This window comes from Pseudoalteromonas sp. GW168-MNA-CIBAN-0100 (assembly GCF_040309225.1).
Classification (GTDB): domain Bacteria; phylum Pseudomonadota; class Gammaproteobacteria; order Enterobacterales; family Alteromonadaceae; genus Pseudoalteromonas; species Pseudoalteromonas arctica.
The window spans coordinates 13,977-29,157 of sequence record NZ_JBEOOL010000010.1; the positions used below are offsets into that span (position 1 = coordinate 13,977).

Genomic DNA, 15,181 nt, shown 5'->3' on the forward strand with positions numbered 1-15,181 from the left:
TATTTGTATAACTAATTCATAAGCGCGGCTTGTTACTCCAACACAAGCTGCGCTTTTTTATGTTTATTTTTTGTAGTTATTTCAATTTATCTAGTTGTTGAATAACATCACTTAATTTAAAACTACTTTTTTGTGAATTAAAACTTTCAACAAAAACTTCTTTAAAACTGCTTACCGTAGAATCTTCATTTAGCTCAAAAGGAAAACCCTTAAGTTCCTTTGTTTTTGGGTTAAACTTATAAACAAAATTGTCACCACTTAAACCCGCTGAAAAAACGTAATGATGATTATCAACCCATCCTGCCGCGCCATGAAATAGAGCAATATTTATTTTATCGTTTTTAGTATGTACGCCGACTTTAACTACATTATTTTTATTGAATGCGGCTTTTGTTATTTCTTTACTGGGGATAAACCAAAACCCTTTTGTATTACCCACAAACACAGCTAAATATTCATTATCAGGTGACCAAGTGATAACGTTACTTTCATAACTTTTTCTAGGGCATAAAACATCATCTGAGCTGCAAAACTCTCGTAACTTCTCTTTTTCAATATATGCCGCTTTATTTGGTAAGATTAATGTAGAGGTAAGGTTTTTGTTTTTATCGAGAAAAAGTATTTCAGCGATATTGTTATCTATATTTAATTTATAACTCACATCATATTTAGCATTATATTCGTTACCTACTGAAATAAAGCTAATAACTAGGCTTGAAAATAAAATTATTTTTGTAAACCATTTAATCTTTAACTTCATTTGTTTGTAACCCTAATATCTAAAAAAATACACCTTGTATAACCAATAATTGCATAATAAATAGATAAAAGGGAAACTTACCTTATAAAAAATACGTTACAAAATCTGCTGGAGAAAATAATTAATGAATAAAGAAAAGTGACTTGAACTAATTAAAAAGCGCATTTTTACTCTGTAAAAATGCGCTGTTGGTAAGTAACTATTTCCCAATCCTTTTACCTAATGAGCTTTAACTAAATCACTCACTTTGGCTAGAGTCAGCACCGTCGCTACTGTCTTTATTTGATGACTGCTGGCTTATTTTATCGCTAATCATGGCATCGAGTTTTTCGCCCCCTTTAATACCAAAATCTAAAGTGCGAATTGGGAATGGAATGCTAATGTCCGCCTCGTCTAGTGCTTGCTTAACGGCAACTATACCTTTATGGCGTACCGTCATAAAGTCAGGCTCGCCTGGGTATTTAATCCAAAACCACACCAGTAAGTTGATGCTGCTGTCACCAAAGCCTTCAGCGTATACGGCGGTTTCGTCTTTGCGTATTACAAAGTCAAATTCGTTAATTTTTTCGACTATAACGTCTTTTGCTTTTTCTATGTCATCGCCGTACGAAATACCTACAGGTACTTCTATACGTCTTATACCTAGCGTGGTGTAATTTTTTAGTACATTTCTAAATAAGACTTTGTTTGGTACAAGTATTAGTTGCCCGTAAAAGCTCTCTATTAGCGTGTTACGTAGGTTTATAGAATGTATCGAACCAAACACATCATCCGTTTCTATTACATCCCCTGTTTTAAATGGCTTACGTACACCCATTGCTATACCTGCAATTAGGTTTTCGGTCATGTCTTGAAACGCAAAACCAATGGCTAAACCCACAATACCCGCACCAGCAAGTAGCGAAGTAACGGTGCCTTTTAAGCCAACAAAATCGAGCGCTATAAATAAACCTATGCACAACACAATAACTTTAAAAATTGACGCCATTAAGTCGGCAATTTGTTTTGAGTCGAGTGAGCGGCGTAATACGTTTTTCATCAGCTTGCCAGCAAAGCGTGCCAATATTGAAAACACAATTGCGATCAGTATCGCAACTATAAAATTAGGGATATGACTTATTACAACATCAAACCACCCTCCGAGCTTTTCTTCTATTAGTTTTTCGGCTTCGTCAATTGACGGAATGCTGATCATTTTATTTGCACCTATTTAATTAGTGTTCTCATTAATATTAGATGAGATTGCAAATATAACGCCAACATCAAAAAAGCCATGCAATGCATGGCTTTTAAATTTTTTATTTAAGCTTATAAACCTAATTTTGTTCGTCGCGCATAAATACCGGCTCAAGCTCTTTAACTGTTGCCTCTGGGCTAAAGTAATAACCTGCTACCGTAAACTCTTTAAGTTGGCTTAACTGCGTTACTTTATTTTCGATAATGTAGCGCGCCATCATGCCGCGTGCTTTTTTAGCATAAAAGCTGATTACTTTATATTGACCGTTTTTACAATCTTTAAAGTGAGGGGTAATAATTTGTGCATTTAATGCTTTTTTATCTACCGCTTTAAAATATTCATTTGAAGCAAGGTTAACTAAATATTGTGCGTCTTGCGCTTTTAATACGTCGTTTAATTTATTCGCTATTACGCTGCCCCAAAACTCGTATAAGTTTTTGCCACGCGAGTTTTCAAGCTTGGTGCCCATTTCAAGACGGTAAGCTTGCATTAAATCAAGTGGTTTTAATAAGCCGTATAAACCTGAAAGTATACGTAAATGGTTTTGTGCGTAATCAAGCTCGCTAGCTTTAAGCGTACTTGCATCTAAACCGCCATATACATCACCATTAAAGGCAAGTGCGGCTTGTTTAGCATTACTTTGTGTAAACGGCTGAGACCACTCACTAAAGCGTGCTGCGTTAAGCCCAGATAGCTTGTCGCTAATTTTCATTAAACTGCCAATTTGCGCTGGTGTTAGTTCACGGCATACTTTCATGAGCTCTTCGCTGTGCTCTAGTAATTCAGGCTGAGTGAACTTGTCTGTTGCGGGTGGCGTTTCGTAATCAAGATTTTTTGCAGGTGAAATAACAGTGATCATAGTTAGCTATTGACTTGTAATTTATTTAGTGTCAATTTCAACATTAAATGAAACGAAAAGCACGTTTTGTTTAAATAAATCCTCTCTTAATAACCCATGCATTACCGTTTTTTTATTGATCAGGACATAAGACCTATCAAGCATTGTCACACTGTTGCAGTATGGATTGTATATATTAAGAGTGATTAGATTTTTCTTTTAACTTGCTTGGAATGAGGAAAGCAAATGACTTCAGCTCTACAAAGGCTAAAACAACATTCATCTATCGTAGCCGACACTGGTGATATTGAAGCTATTAAAAAGCATCAACCAGAAGATGCAACTACAAACCCGTCGCTTTTATTAAAAGCGAGCGAGATTGAAGCATATAAGCCTTACCTAGATAAAGCTTGGAGCTATGCAAAAGAAACCGAGCAAGAGCCGGCTAAACAACTTGAATTAGCATGTGATTACTTTGCCGTATTACTTGGTAAAGAAATTAGCGCTATTGTACCTGGTTATATTTCTACTGAAGTAGATGCACGCCTTTCGTTTAATACGCAAGCTACGATTGATAAAGCACATACCCTACTTAGCCTTTACGAAAAAGAAGGTGTAAGCAAAGACAAAATTTTAATTAAAGTAGCGTCTACATGGGAAGGTATTAAAGCCGCTGAGCAGCTAGAAAAAGAAGGGACTAAATGTAACCTTACTTTATTATTTAGCGATGCCCAAGCCCGCGCGTGTGCCGATGCAAACGTATTTCTAATTTCGCCATTTGTTGGCCGTATTTTAGATTGGCACGTTGCTAACGGTATGGAAAAACCAACCGATCCGCTACAAGATCCAGGTGTTCAGTCTGTACGCAGCATTTTTGAATTTTACAAACGCCATGACTACAAAACAGTTGTGATGGGTGCAAGTTTCCGTAACACAGGCGAAATTATTGCCCTTACTGGTTGTGACAAGCTAACTATTAGCCCTAATCTTTTAGAAGATTTAGGTAACCTTGAAGGCGCACAAGAATATTTGCTTGAAAGCGATGTTCCACAAGAGCCAAAACCAGAGCCATTAACAGAAGCACAGTTCCGTTGGTTACATAACCAAGATGCTATGGCTACTGAAAAACTAGCTGAAGGTATTCGCTCTTTTGCTGATGCACAAGAACAACTAGAGGCGCGCTTTAAAGCAATGTAATTTGCTATAATCGTGTTTTAAAGACGTCGCAATAGCGGCGTTTTTTTATGCCTAAAATACGCTACCCCTCTATATAATCTTCATATCGACTTCATATAATCTTCGTATAAACCTTCATCAATTAATCACACTTATGTAACATAACTGTCACTTTTTTATTCTATTTTAACTAGGCCTGTGGTATAGGTATTCTTGAGGTCAATAAAATCAATAGGAGAAGTTCATGGATAGCCTAAACGATATATTAGAGATATTAGAAGGACCAGATACAACAAGGAAAACCTCTCAGAAAAATAAAAAAAGAAAATGGCGTGAAATAGAAGCAATAAAAGACAAACAGCGCCTACGTAAAGAACTACAAGAACTAGACTACTTTACAGACAGTATTGCAATTGAAGAGCTCGACTTTTAATTCAATACGCCCCAACTAAACAAAAAGGCTTCCGATATATGGAAGCCTTTTTTAATGCGCTGAAAATAGCTGCATGAGATAAATTTATTATTCAGAGCCCAGGTTATTTACACCTGCCAGTTAATCGGTTTTTCATCTTGGGCTTGTAATAGCTCATTCGTTTTTGAAAAATGCTGACAGCCAAAAAAGCCTCTATGCGCCGAAAGCGGCGATGGGTGCGGCCCTTTTAAAACATGATGGCGAGCGCTATCTATGCCTTTACCTTTTTTTTGTGCATGTGCACCCCATAAAATAAATACCACACCTTCGCAGTGTTTATTAATATGCGCTATTACATTATCGGTAAATTGCTCCCATCCTAAATGCTTATGAGAATGCGCTTGCCCTTGCTCAACGGTCAATACTGTATTGAGTAAAAACACGCCCTGATCTGCCCAGCTTTGCAGGTACCCGTGTTCAGGAACAGCAAAACCGCTGATATCGACAGCTAACTCTTTGTACATATTTTTAAGCGACGGCGGCAGCTTTTTTACATCAGGCAATACCGAAAAACACAAGCCATGCGCTTGCCCTTCTCCGTGGTATGGGTCTTGTCCTAAAATTACAACGCGGATGTCATTTAGTGCTGTGGCATCAAAAGCACTAAATACTTGAGGTTCAGGCGGATAAACAGCAACACCTTCATTGCGGCGATTAGCCACATACTCTAACGTTTCCTGCATGTAAGGTTGCTGTAATTCACTTTCTAAAAATGTAGCCCAATCGCTCATTGTGTACTCTTAATCTGTTTACGTGATGCGTCTATTTTATCACACATATCCGCGAGTCCATCTAGCATGCGCGGAGTAAAACGATGTAATAAATCGGCATTTACGCTAATAAATTGATCATTTTTAACGGCGGGCACTTCTGGCCACTTTTGCCAATTAACAACCGGCTGTGGTGTTTTTGATTTTTCATCAGGGATAATAATAACTTGTGGCTTAGTAACAATGACATTTTCGATACTAATTTGCGGGTAATCTGTAACGCTCTGTGCAAATACATTGCTTACATGGCATGTTTCAATCAGTTGGCTTATCCATGTATTTTTACTTACTGTCATCATGGGCTCAGCCCATAACTGATAAAATCCGGTAATATTTCTTTTATCTTGCTGGCTTTTAATAATCGCGTTTAGTTTTTGTGTAAATGCGCTTGCTGCTTGTTGGCTTTGCTTAATGTTCCCTGTAAATTCCCCAAAAGTAAGTAACTCGTCGGCTACACCAGCGATTGTGGTCGGGTTACTTAAATATACTTTTATGCCCAAGCGCTCTATTTGGGCTAAATCTTCGCTTTGATTTCCGCTTTTCCACGCAATTACTAAATCAGGTTTAAGCGCTAACACTTTTTCAAGCGAGATGCCGTAATAACCCCCTATGCGCTCAATACTTTGGGCTTCACTTGGGTAGTCGGCGTAATCAACCGTGCCCACAATATTATCGCCCGCCCCTATGGCAAATAGGTTTTCGACTATATGTGGTGCAAGCGCGATTATTCGCAGTTTTTTAGAATCATTAACCTGCTCTGCAAGTGCACTGCCCGATACACTAAAAAGCAGTAGCCCAATAAAAAACGCTTTAAACATTAGTAATCAAACCCTTCGAGCGCTTTTATGCCTGAGTCGAATGCGTGTTTTACATTACGCACTTCGCTTACTGTGTCGGCAAGGTCGGTTAAAGTACGATGCGCTGCACGCCCTGTAATAATAACTGACTGCATTGGTGGGCGGTTATTAAGCGCCGTTACTACTTCATCTAAATCAACGTAGCCGTAGGTCACCATATACGTAAGCTCATCGAGTAATACTAAATCAATACTGCTATCAGCAAGCATGCGTTTTGACTCTTGCCATGTTGCTTGGGCGGCTGCGGTATCGGCTTCTTTATTTTGTGTATCCCAGGTAAAACCGGTGTTCATTACAACAAACTCAACACCTGCACCTTGTAATAAATTACGCTCGCCACATTCCCACGTACCTTTAATATATTGGCAAACAGCCGCTTTTTTACCATGCCCTACGCAACGTGCTACAACGCCAAAGCCCGAAGTTGATTTACCTTTACCGTTACCGGTAATTACCTGAAAAATACCTTTTACATCTTGCGCGGCTGCAACACGTGCATCCACTTGTTCTTTTACTTTTTGTTGGCGCTGCTGGTGCTTATCATTGTTTTGTTCAGTCATTATTGTGCCCTTCATAAATCGAGATAATTTGCTGTATGTTTAAATGCGTTTCACACATGGTTGCTAATCGTTCTAACTGCTGCTCACGGTGAGCGGCAATACTAATTGGGTTAATTGAGGCGCTTGGTTTTACCCATTTTAAAATTTGCGATGTAGCATCGGCTTCATCAAATAAACCATGTAAATAGGTGCCCGCAATGGCGTTATCATCACTAATAAAGCCATCAAACGTAAAACCATGTGGGTGGTTTTCATCAAAGGTTAAAAATGGCTTATCAAGCGCTGCACCTTGGCTAATTCCTGCATGTATTTCGTAACCACTACAGGGTGTTTGTTGGTTATTTAAAAGCAGTGTAGCGGTTATTTTAGTTAATACTTTTTGCGCTGTCAGCGTGGTTTCAAAGTCGCATAGAGCAAGCCCATTCACTTGTTTTAATGACGATTCAATACCATCGGGATCGTTGAGCGTATTGCCTAGCATTTGCATACCGCCACAAATACCAAGTACTTTGCCACCGTAGCGTAAGTGGCGTTTAATTTGAGTGTCCCAACCTTCATTTTTCAAAAAATTTAAATCACCCAGCACATTTTTACTGCCTGGGAGAATTATCAGATCAACATCTGGGATCGTTTGGGTATGGCGCACATAATTTATATTAATGTTTGGGTGCAAACGCAGTGCATCAAAATCGGTGTGGTTACTAATGTGGGGAACAAGTAGCACTGCAATATTAATTGTGGCGTTGGTTACGTTATTATCAATTGCGACGGCGTCTTCAGCGTCAAGCGCGAGGTCGTGCAAATAAGGTAATACGCCAAGTACGGGTTTGTTTGTATATTTTTCAAGCCAATCTAGCCCGCCTTGCAGCAAACTTATATCGCCTCTAAAGCGGTTTATAACAAAGCCTTTTACGCGCGATTGTTCTGACTCGCTTAACAACGCAAGTGTACCTACCAAATGTGCAAACACACCACCTTTATCAATATCGGCAATAATAATGACAGGGCAATCTACCTCTTCGGCGTAACCCATATTGGCAATATCGTTTTCACGCAGGTTTATTTCAGCAGGACTCCCCGCTCCTTCAACAAGGAGTAAATCAAAGCGTTTAGCTAAGCGGTTATGTGAGGTAATTACTGCATCCATCGCCACTTTTTTATAGTCGTGATATTTGCCCGCTTCCATATTGCTAATGGCTTTTCCGTGAATAATCACTTGTGCGCCCGTATCGCTATTAGGTTTAAGTAAAATAGGATTAAAGTCTATTTCGGGCTCTACTTTAGCCGCTATTGCTTGCAAAGCTTGCGCACGACCAATTTCGCCGCCATCTTTTGTTACTGCGCTATTAAGTGCCATATTTTGTGGTTTAAAAGGCGCAACCTTTACCCCTCGCTTAGCAAATACCCTGCAAAGGGCTGCAACTAGGGTACTTTTACCTGCGTCGGAAGTAGTGCCTTGCACCATTAAGGTTTTCATGGAATTACACCCTTCGCTTTCTAAAAAACAATAAACTTAAAAAGAACACGCTACCAATAGCAGCAGTAATAACGCCTACGGGTAACTCTTGGTTTTTTAGCAAGGAGCGCGAAAGTACATCAACCCACACCATAAATGTACCGCCCACTAAGCTGGTTACTAGCAATCCCGCGATGGTGCCTTGGGAGATAAAAAAGCGCACAATGTGCGGTACCATTAATCCTACAAACCCAATACCACCACACATAGCCACCAGCACAGCGGTAATTAATGAGCTCAAAACTAGCATAAGTATTCTAAAGCGCTGGACCCTAACACCTAATGTAATTGCGCTTTCATCGCCAAGTAACATGGCATTGAGCTGCCTTCTATAGCTCAGCATTACAAACGTACACAATGTAATTACCAATAAAGGTAACCAAAGCGTAGCCCACTGCGCACGAGCAAAGCTGCCCAGTGTCCAAAATAAAATAGCGGCTACCGCCTGAGGGTCGCTCCAATAAAGCAACAAGCTGGTAAACGCACTAAATAAAAACGACAGAGCAACACCAGCTAATAGCATTGATTCTACCTGTGCACTTTGCTGCCTACCTGCAATAAGTATTAATAAACTCATAGCGAGTAAGCTGCCCAGCAGTGCTGCTGCCGATAGCATAAAGCCTGCGCTAATGCCTGCTAGCGCCATAAGTAACACCACGCCAAATGAGGCACCCGACGATATACCAAATAAGTAAGGATCGGCTAAAGGGTTGCGCGTTACCGTTTGTAAAATAAGCCCCGCAATTGCTAAGCCGGAGCCTGCTAAAAAGGCGAGTAATGTGCGTGGCATTCTTAGCTCGTAAATAATACGCGTATTAAAAGACGCATCATTTGAGAGTAAAAAACTATTAAGTACGTCTTGAAGTGAGGTTTCTGCTGCACCAAAACTAAGTGCTGCAAATAAGCTAAATAAAGCAGCTGCAGCACTTATAAATAGCGCAAGTGAGTGGCGAGTATTAACTGCGCTCATATTATTTGTAACCATAAAAGTAAGTGATATGAGGGATGCTATTTCCCGACTTCGATATTTGCGGGTGATTATTTACTTGGGCGCAGACACCAAAAACCTCGCCTAGCATGTTTTCGGTTAATACCTCACTTGGCGTGCCTGTATGTGTAATTTCACCATTTTTAATAACCACTAGTTCATCGCACATTGCAGAGGCTAAGTTTAAATCATGAAACGATGCAAATACCGTTACACCCAACGATTTAGCAAGCTCCATAACCTGTATTTGGTATCTAACATCTAAATGGCTAGTTGGCTCGTCCATTATTAACAGTTGAGGTTGCTGGACTATGGCGCGGGCTATCAAGGCACGTTGCTTTTCACCGCCCGAAAGTGACTCAAAGCTTTGCTCACTATGATCTACCAACCCGACTGTATTGATTGCTTGAATGATTTTTTGTTTATCAATGTTAGTTATTGAGCTAAATAGCGATTTATGAGGCGTTAGCCCAAGCGCAATAACATCAAATACGCTTAAGTTAAATTGCGACGGGGTTTCTTGTAAAACAACCGCTACTTTTTTTGCGTACTCATCGCTTTTTAGCTGCCAAATGTCGGTGTTGTTAAACTCTACAATGCCATCACTAGGTTTATTAAAACGATATAGACAACGCAATAAACTCGATTTACCTGCGCCATTAGGTCCAATTAAACCAACAAATTTACCTGTAGTTATTTTAAGGTTTATTTTTTTGAGGATCGTTTTATTGCCAATACCCCACGATACGTTTTTAACGTTTAGTAATGGTATATTTAATGGCGTTTGAGTGTGCAATAGTCAGTCCTAGATAGGGTTAAACTCACCAAAAATGCGATAAAAATACTAATGCACTACAAGAAAAAATGAGTAAACCCGCTCGTTAAAAGAATTCATACCAATTACATTAAATTAGTGATTTATTATAGCGACAAATAAATAGCTTAATAACAAGGCGGAAATTATGACATATAGTTGTTATCACTAATTGCTCCCTGCATTGCTCTGCATCCATGCAGTCGTATATCAATAATTTTTAACTAAGTTAGTAAGTTATTTAATTCGCTAGAAAGATCATGTTTTTAATAAAATTGGTATTATACCATTTGTATCTGACTTACAGCTCAGCTGCTTACAGTTGCGGGAACAGTCGAGGACTCGCACCTCATTCCAAATGAAGCTCTATTATGGGCGGCTAAGTAAATAATTTAAAGCAAAAAAAACCGCACTCAAAAGAGCGCGGTTAAAAAGGGAGTGTTTTAACTAATCGTTAAAACTTGTATTCCATACCTAAGCCTACGTAGTCTTGGTCAACGTTGTTGTCCATATCGAAGCTTGAATAAAAACCAAATACTTTAATATTTTTATTTAATTTGTGATCAAGACCAACTGAAATTGCTGACTTATCGTCGCTGTCGTCAAAGTCCATATCTTGGTATTGCACTTTAAATGTGTTGTTACCCATGCTGTAAGCAGCATTTAGCAAGTAACCATCCGCTTCTGCGCTGCCATCTACTGCTTCTTGTGTTTGGTACATTGCGCCCAATTTAAAGTTTTCAACTTTACCTTGGATTGATGCACGCACTACATCATAGCCATTTACTTCGCTATCGGCTGCAATAGAGGCGTATACCGCGCTCTTTTTAAGTGCCACGTCACCGTATGTCACCGCCATTGAATAGCCGTTATCAGCGTCTACATCGTCTTCAGCTACAAAAGTAGCAAGTACTTTAAAGCCTTCGTATGAGTTTGATGAATAACTAACTGTATTTCCTAAGCGGTTTTCACCTTTAAATACATTTTTAATGTCGCCTTCAAGATCGTTAAATAAATCTAACTTACCTTGAGATTGTTTAAGCGCAGTATCGTTACGACCAATAACCACTTGGCCAAACGCACCTTTTAAACCAACGTATTGGTTACGCGCAGAAATATTGTCGTCGTTATCGCCTTTTGAATCAGCATCAGACACATCCACTTGAAACTCAAACTTATATACCGCTTCTAAACTATCATTTATTTTTTCAGAACCTTTAACACCAAGACGAGATGCATTACTTTTTATCTCAGTAAAAGACCCTTCGCCATCATCAGATGATTGCACTGTTACATTCGCCTTACCGTAAATGTCTACATCAGCAAGTGCATTAAAAGATAAACCACTTAATAGTGCTAAGCATAAGCTCGATTTTACAAATTTCATGTTATTTCCTTGGATAATCACAAAAGACTAATTTTTAAAACTGCTGCATTTTGTCACCGCTAAATGACAGTAATATTACAATGGAAATATTAATGTCTTTTTTTATTAATAAAAATGCATTAAATGTGAAATCAAAATAACATGAAAGCTTAATAAACGGCCGAACTTACTTACCTTGCTTTAATGACAAGCTTGGCGTCATTTGCGAAAGTAAATTAACTAAGGTTTCTATTAGCTCTTTTTGCTCGTTGTCTCTGTGATACGCAATAAATACGTCTCTTGAGGTGTTTTCTACCCCTTTAACATGAAACAACTCACCTTTTTCTAAATGCCCTTCTACCAATACTTGAGGTATAAACGCACTGCCGCCACATTGCAGTATTAAATCAAGTGCAATACGTCCTGTGCTAGTTCTAAAATAAGGAGGGGTTTTTCCAGTAAACTGGCGTGCATGCCAAAGTGAGAAAGTAGTTCCCCAATCAACATATACATACTGATTATCAAAAAAGTTTTCGTTCGTTGCAGTGTCGTATCCGCTTACTGGAATGATTGGCAACTCACAGATTCGCTCTACTACTAACTCGTCTACTTTTGGTGGATCAAACAATATTGCCAAATCAAGCGTGCGTTCTAATAACAGCCGAGTGCTTTCTTGTTGTGCTTTAACTTCTGCGACTAATGACACGCCCGGCATCGCCGATACAATATTTGTTATACCAAACTGTAAAAAAGCATCCCAAATATTAGGCGTTCCTGCTAAGCTAATTTGCTTATGCATATTGTCGGCAAGTGCAACATCGACTTTGGCCCGCTGCATGCCCGTAATAATCATTTGTGCATGGGGTAATAAACGCTCGCCAGGTGCTGTAAGTTGAATGTTATTACGCTGGCGAATAAACAAATTAACACCAAGTCCTTGCTCTAATTGGCGAATTCTAAAGCTCACTGCAGACTGCGTAATATAAAGGTTTTCGGCCGCTTTACCAAAGTGACGCGTACGCACTACCTCAACGAATGTTTTTAATAAATCGATATCCAATTTTTTATCCTCACGATAAAAATAATTTGTTTAATAAATTGCCAAACTTGCATCATACTCCAGCTAATTACTAAGGTATGAGGATAAAGCTATGAGCAATAACATTTCATTACTACGCCAAGCATTTGTTAGCCAACGTCAATTTTATGATGATCAAAACTTTCCACGAGGCTTTAGCCGCAGCGGAAACTTCACCTTATTAGAAGCCAGCATACTTGAACAACACGGAGTTGTTTTAAAAGGCTTATACAGTAAAACAATTGAGCCGCAAAACGAACACCAAGAACAGTTTGTAGCAGTCGTAACTGGCTCACAAGAACCTACCAACCCAATCGAACGAGCTTGGGTAAAATACTTAAAACTAACGACTTGCAAAACTAAGTTTCATACTTTATTTGGCCGCTCAAAAATGTCAGGGCCGGCACCGATTAGCCAAGAGTATTATTCAGAAGCGGATAATCTGTAAGTACTTAAGTTATTTGCTTTTTTGCGTTTTAACAGTTACAACTTGTATAAGCAAATATTTTTGCAAAATATAAACAGGGTTGTTCCGTGACGCGAAAAATACTAATAGTTGAAGATACACCTGCAATGGCGCGAGTGCAAAAGCACATCGCGCTTAAGGCTGGTTATGAAGTTGATATAGCTGAGTCATTAGCGCAAACAAAAGAGCTTATAAGTAAAAATAGCTATTTTTGCGCTGTAGTTGACTTCATATTACCTGATGCCCCATCTGGTGAAGCTGTACCTTGTACTATTAATGCAGACATTCCAACTATTGTAATGACGGGCAATATTGATAAAAAAACTCGCGACACTGTAGAAAAATACCCAATCATCGATTACATCATTAAAGAAAACAAACAAGCATACCAATACCTCGAAAAACAATTGCATCGCTTACCCCGCAACGAAAATGTAAAAGTACTGGTTGTTGATGACTCTAAATCGACTCGCCGATACATTTGCAGCCTATTAGTTCGTCACAAATATCAAATTATTGAAGCACAAGACGGAAAAGAAGCATTAAAAATGCTCGAAAATTCACCCGACATTTCAGTCATCATTACTGATAACGAAATGCCAAACATGAATGGTGATGAGTTATGTAGCGAAATTCGCCGCTTATATAGCAACGACGAAAAAGCCATTATTGGTATTTCGGGCTCTGACTATGTAGGGCTTTCTAGTTTATTTTTAAAAAATGGCGCAAACGATTATTTACATAAACCTTTTAATAGCGAAGAGTTTTACTGCAGGCTTAGTCAAAACGTCGATATGTTAGAACTTATAGCCACTATAAGGCGACAAGCCAACACGGATTATTTAACCAATTTACCAAATCGTCGTTACTTTTTTGAAGAAGCTGAAAAATCATTAAAGCAAATAAAACATACTAAAGGTGATGGTGCTTTAGCTATGCTTGATATTGATCACTTTAAATCAATTAACGATACATACGGGCACGATGTTGGCGACGAAGTATTAAAAGGACTCTCTATTTGCTTTAGTAAATATTTTAAAAAGTATTTAGTAGCCCGCTTAGGTGGTGAAGAGTTTGCCGTTTACTTTGCAAATGCGGATAAACAAGAAGCACTAAAAAGACTTGAAGGTTTTAGGTACTTTATAGAAATGAATAGCCAGGAGTTTAGTAAAGCTAAAATAAAATTCACCATTTCTATTGGTTTTGCAAACGGGCCTGTTTATCAAATTGATGAATTATTAAAACAGGCCGACTTAAAGCTTTACGACGCTAAAGAATCTGGTCGTAATAAAGTAGTTAGCTAGCAGCTCTATTAGCTTAATTATACTTCTGCGGCTGTAATAGCCGCTTTTTTACGTTTGCGCGATTGATGGTAAGAGTCCCAACTAAAAATAGCCAGTGCACTCCAAATACATGCAAATGTTACTACACGCTCTGCATCAAACACTTCACCATAAAACACCACAGCTAGTATAAACATTAGGCTTGGCCCAATATACTGAAAAAAGCCTAATGTAGTGTATTGCAAACGCTTAGCGGCGCCAGTAAAACACAGCAGTGGTAATGTAGTTACAATACCTGCACTAATCAGTAATGCATTAGTATGCCAATCGTTAGCTGGCAGGCTTGATGTTGCAGAAGGTGCCATTAACCACCAATAAATGAGTGCAACAGGCAGTAATATAAGTGCTTCAAGCAAAATGCCTGGCAAGGCTTCAACGGGTAGTTTTTTACGTAACAAACCATAAAGCGCAAACGATATAGCTAATGAAAATGCCACTACCGGAAACGAGCCAAAACTAATTAGCTGCAGCACAACACCGGTAAAGGCAAGTGCCACTGCTACACCTTGAAACTTACGCAGGCGTTCACCTAAAAAGAGCATACCCAGTAATACATTTAAAAGAGGGTTTATGTAATAGCCCAAACTCGCATCAAGCATATGGTTATTATTTATAGCCCATATAAATAAACCCCAGTTAAACCCTAGTAATGTTGAGGTAATAACAAGCATAAGCAAAAGCTTAGGCTGAACAATAATGCGTTTAACTTTATCCCAATACTTTAAAACACTTACTACTAGCACTAAAAATACAACCGACCAAACAACCCGATGCATTAAAATTTCAAAGGCAGAAACATGCTGAATTAACTTAAAATATATTGGCGCAAGGCCCCACATAAAAAAAGCAAGACAAGCAAAAATAGCACCTTTACGCTGCTCAGTATCAATCGACATAATAAACACTTAGTGATTTAAAAGGCCGCTAGTTTACTTCCCAT

The 15,181-nt window shown here is 38.8% G+C and carries 16 protein-coding genes and 1 riboswitch; of the genes, 4 read left to right on the top strand and 12 right to left on the bottom strand.

All coding sequences use genetic code 11. From position 1 onward, the window contains the following. Window positions 1–76: 76 nt before the first annotated feature. The 3 genes from AAEY62_RS07920 to yaaA form a co-directional block, all read right to left on the bottom strand. Entirely contained in the window at window positions 77–760 is a 684-nt protein-coding gene (locus AAEY62_RS07920) for a hypothetical protein (RefSeq protein ID WP_197237131.1), read from the bottom strand. Between the two features lie 238 nt (window positions 761–998). Continuing rightward, entirely contained in the window at window positions 999–1,955 is a 957-nt protein-coding gene (locus AAEY62_RS07925) for a mechanosensitive ion channel family protein (RefSeq protein WP_024592853.1), read from the bottom strand. A 121-nt stretch (window positions 1,956–2,076) separates the two neighbouring features. Further along, window positions 2,077–2,856 (bottom strand): peroxide stress protein YaaA, encoded by a 780-nt coding sequence (gene yaaA, locus AAEY62_RS07930; protein ID WP_350634775.1) that lies wholly within the window; start codon window positions 2,854–2,856, stop codon window positions 2,077–2,079. A 225-nt stretch (window positions 2,857–3,081) separates the two neighbouring features. Between yaaA and tal the strand changes: the two genes are divergently transcribed. Both tal and AAEY62_RS07940 read left to right on the top strand, forming a co-directional pair. Further along, window positions 3,082–4,032: a transaldolase gene (gene tal, locus AAEY62_RS07935; RefSeq protein WP_007376481.1), complete on the top strand. Its 951-nt coding sequence runs from the start codon at window positions 3,082–3,084 to the stop codon at window positions 4,030–4,032. A 223-nt stretch (window positions 4,033–4,255) separates the two neighbouring features. Next, a complete protein-coding gene (locus AAEY62_RS07940; RefSeq protein WP_007583746.1) occupies window positions 4,256–4,444 on the top strand; it encodes a DUF3545 family protein in 189 nt (62 codons plus the stop codon). Between the two features lie 107 nt (window positions 4,445–4,551). On the opposite strand, the gene ung is transcribed toward AAEY62_RS07940, so the two are convergent. From ung to AAEY62_RS07980, 8 genes are all read right to left on the bottom strand, one after another. Then, entirely contained in the window at window positions 4,552–5,214 is a 663-nt protein-coding gene (gene ung / locus AAEY62_RS07945; protein ID WP_350634776.1) for a uracil-DNA glycosylase, read from the bottom strand. Then, window positions 5,211–6,071 carry a cobalamin-binding protein gene (locus AAEY62_RS07950; protein WP_350634777.1) on the bottom strand — a complete coding sequence of 287 codons (861 nt, stop codon included), beginning with the start codon at window positions 6,069–6,071 and terminating at the stop codon, window positions 5,211–5,213. Before AAEY62_RS07950 ends, ung begins: the two co-directional genes overlap by 4 nt. Next, window positions 6,071–6,670: a cob(I)yrinic acid a,c-diamide adenosyltransferase gene (gene cobO, locus AAEY62_RS07955; RefSeq protein WP_165722116.1), complete on the bottom strand. Its 600-nt coding sequence runs from the start codon at window positions 6,668–6,670 to the stop codon at window positions 6,071–6,073. The genes AAEY62_RS07950 and cobO overlap by 1 nt, the downstream gene beginning before the upstream one ends. After that, a complete protein-coding gene (locus AAEY62_RS07960; protein ID WP_350634778.1) occupies window positions 6,663–8,147 on the bottom strand; it encodes a cobyric acid synthase in 1,485 nt (494 codons plus the stop codon). Before AAEY62_RS07960 ends, cobO begins: the two co-directional genes overlap by 8 nt. Window positions 8,148–8,151: 4 nt before the next feature. Continuing rightward, complete coding sequence (locus AAEY62_RS07965; protein WP_024590707.1) at window positions 8,152–9,156, bottom strand: FecCD family ABC transporter permease; 1,005 nt, start codon at window positions 9,154–9,156, stop codon at window positions 8,152–8,154. A gap of 1 nt (window position 9,157) precedes the next feature. Continuing rightward, window positions 9,158–9,970 carry an ABC transporter ATP-binding protein gene (locus tag AAEY62_RS07970; protein ID WP_024590706.1) on the bottom strand — a complete coding sequence of 271 codons (813 nt, stop codon included), beginning with the start codon at window positions 9,968–9,970 and terminating at the stop codon, window positions 9,158–9,160. A gap of 288 nt (window positions 9,971–10,258) precedes the next feature. After that, window positions 10,259–10,408, bottom strand: a riboswitch (cobalamin riboswitch). A gap of 34 nt (window positions 10,409–10,442) precedes the next feature. Next, window positions 10,443–11,375: a porin gene (locus AAEY62_RS07975; protein ID WP_024590705.1), complete on the bottom strand. Its 933-nt coding sequence runs from the start codon at window positions 11,373–11,375 to the stop codon at window positions 10,443–10,445. 166 nt (window positions 11,376–11,541) lie between these two features. Beyond that, window positions 11,542–12,414 carry a LysR family transcriptional regulator gene (locus AAEY62_RS07980; protein WP_010553277.1) on the bottom strand — a complete coding sequence of 291 codons (873 nt, stop codon included), beginning with the start codon at window positions 12,412–12,414 and terminating at the stop codon, window positions 11,542–11,544. 91 nt (window positions 12,415–12,505) lie between these two features. On the opposite strand from AAEY62_RS07980, the gene AAEY62_RS07985 reads away from it, so the two are divergent. Beyond that, window positions 12,506–12,880, top strand: a complete 375-nt coding sequence (locus AAEY62_RS07985; RefSeq protein WP_002961378.1) for a MaoP family protein — start codon at window positions 12,506–12,508, stop codon at window positions 12,878–12,880. Between the two features lie 86 nt (window positions 12,881–12,966). After that, window positions 12,967–14,202 carry a response regulator gene (locus AAEY62_RS07990; RefSeq protein ID WP_024590704.1) on the top strand — a complete coding sequence of 412 codons (1,236 nt, stop codon included), beginning with the start codon at window positions 12,967–12,969 and terminating at the stop codon, window positions 14,200–14,202. A 17-nt stretch (window positions 14,203–14,219) separates the two neighbouring features. Here the strand turns inward: AAEY62_RS07990 and rarD are convergent, their stop codons facing one another. After that, the gene (gene rarD, locus AAEY62_RS07995) at window positions 14,220–15,137 is read right to left on the bottom strand and encodes an EamA family transporter RarD (RefSeq protein ID WP_024590703.1); all 918 of its coding nucleotides are present in this window, start codon (window positions 15,135–15,137) and stop codon (window positions 14,220–14,222) included. Between the last annotated feature and the right edge of the window lie 44 nt (window positions 15,138–15,181).

Excerpts from the sequence above, each read along its gene's own strand:
- AAEY62_RS07920 (WP_197237131.1), bottom strand. The coding sequence starts at position 760 with ATGAAGTTAAAGATTAAATGGTTTACAAAAATAATTTTATTTTCAAGC.
- AAEY62_RS07925 (WP_024592853.1), bottom strand. The coding sequence starts at position 1,955 with ATGATCAGCATTCCGTCAATTGACGAAGCCGAAAAACTAATAGAAGAA.
- yaaA (WP_350634775.1), bottom strand. The coding sequence starts at position 2,856 with ATGATCACTGTTATTTCACCTGCAAAAAATCTTGATTACGAAACGCCA.
- tal (WP_007376481.1), top strand. The coding sequence starts at position 3,082 with ATGACTTCAGCTCTACAAAGGCTAAAACAACATTCATCTATCGTAGCC.
- AAEY62_RS07940 (WP_007583746.1), top strand. The coding sequence starts at position 4,256 with ATGGATAGCCTAAACGATATATTAGAGATATTAGAAGGACCAGATACA.
- ung (WP_350634776.1), bottom strand. The coding sequence starts at position 5,214 with ATGAGCGATTGGGCTACATTTTTAGAAAGTGAATTACAGCAACCTTAC.
- AAEY62_RS07950 (WP_350634777.1), bottom strand. The coding sequence starts at position 6,071 with ATGTTTAAAGCGTTTTTTATTGGGCTACTGCTTTTTAGTGTATCGGGC.
- cobO (WP_165722116.1), bottom strand. The coding sequence starts at position 6,670 with ATGACTGAACAAAACAATGATAAGCACCAGCAGCGCCAACAAAAAGTA.
- AAEY62_RS07960 (WP_350634778.1), bottom strand. The coding sequence starts at position 8,147 with ATGAAAACCTTAATGGTGCAAGGCACTACTTCCGACGCAGGTAAAAGT.
- AAEY62_RS07965 (WP_024590707.1), bottom strand. The coding sequence starts at position 9,156 with ATGAGCGCAGTTAATACTCGCCACTCACTTGCGCTATTTATAAGTGCT.
- AAEY62_RS07975 (WP_024590705.1), bottom strand. The coding sequence starts at position 11,375 with ATGAAATTTGTAAAATCGAGCTTATGCTTAGCACTATTAAGTGGTTTA.
- AAEY62_RS07985 (WP_002961378.1), top strand. The coding sequence starts at position 12,506 with ATGAGCAATAACATTTCATTACTACGCCAAGCATTTGTTAGCCAACGT.
- rarD (WP_024590703.1), bottom strand. The coding sequence starts at position 15,137 with ATGTCGATTGATACTGAGCAGCGTAAAGGTGCTATTTTTGCTTGTCTT.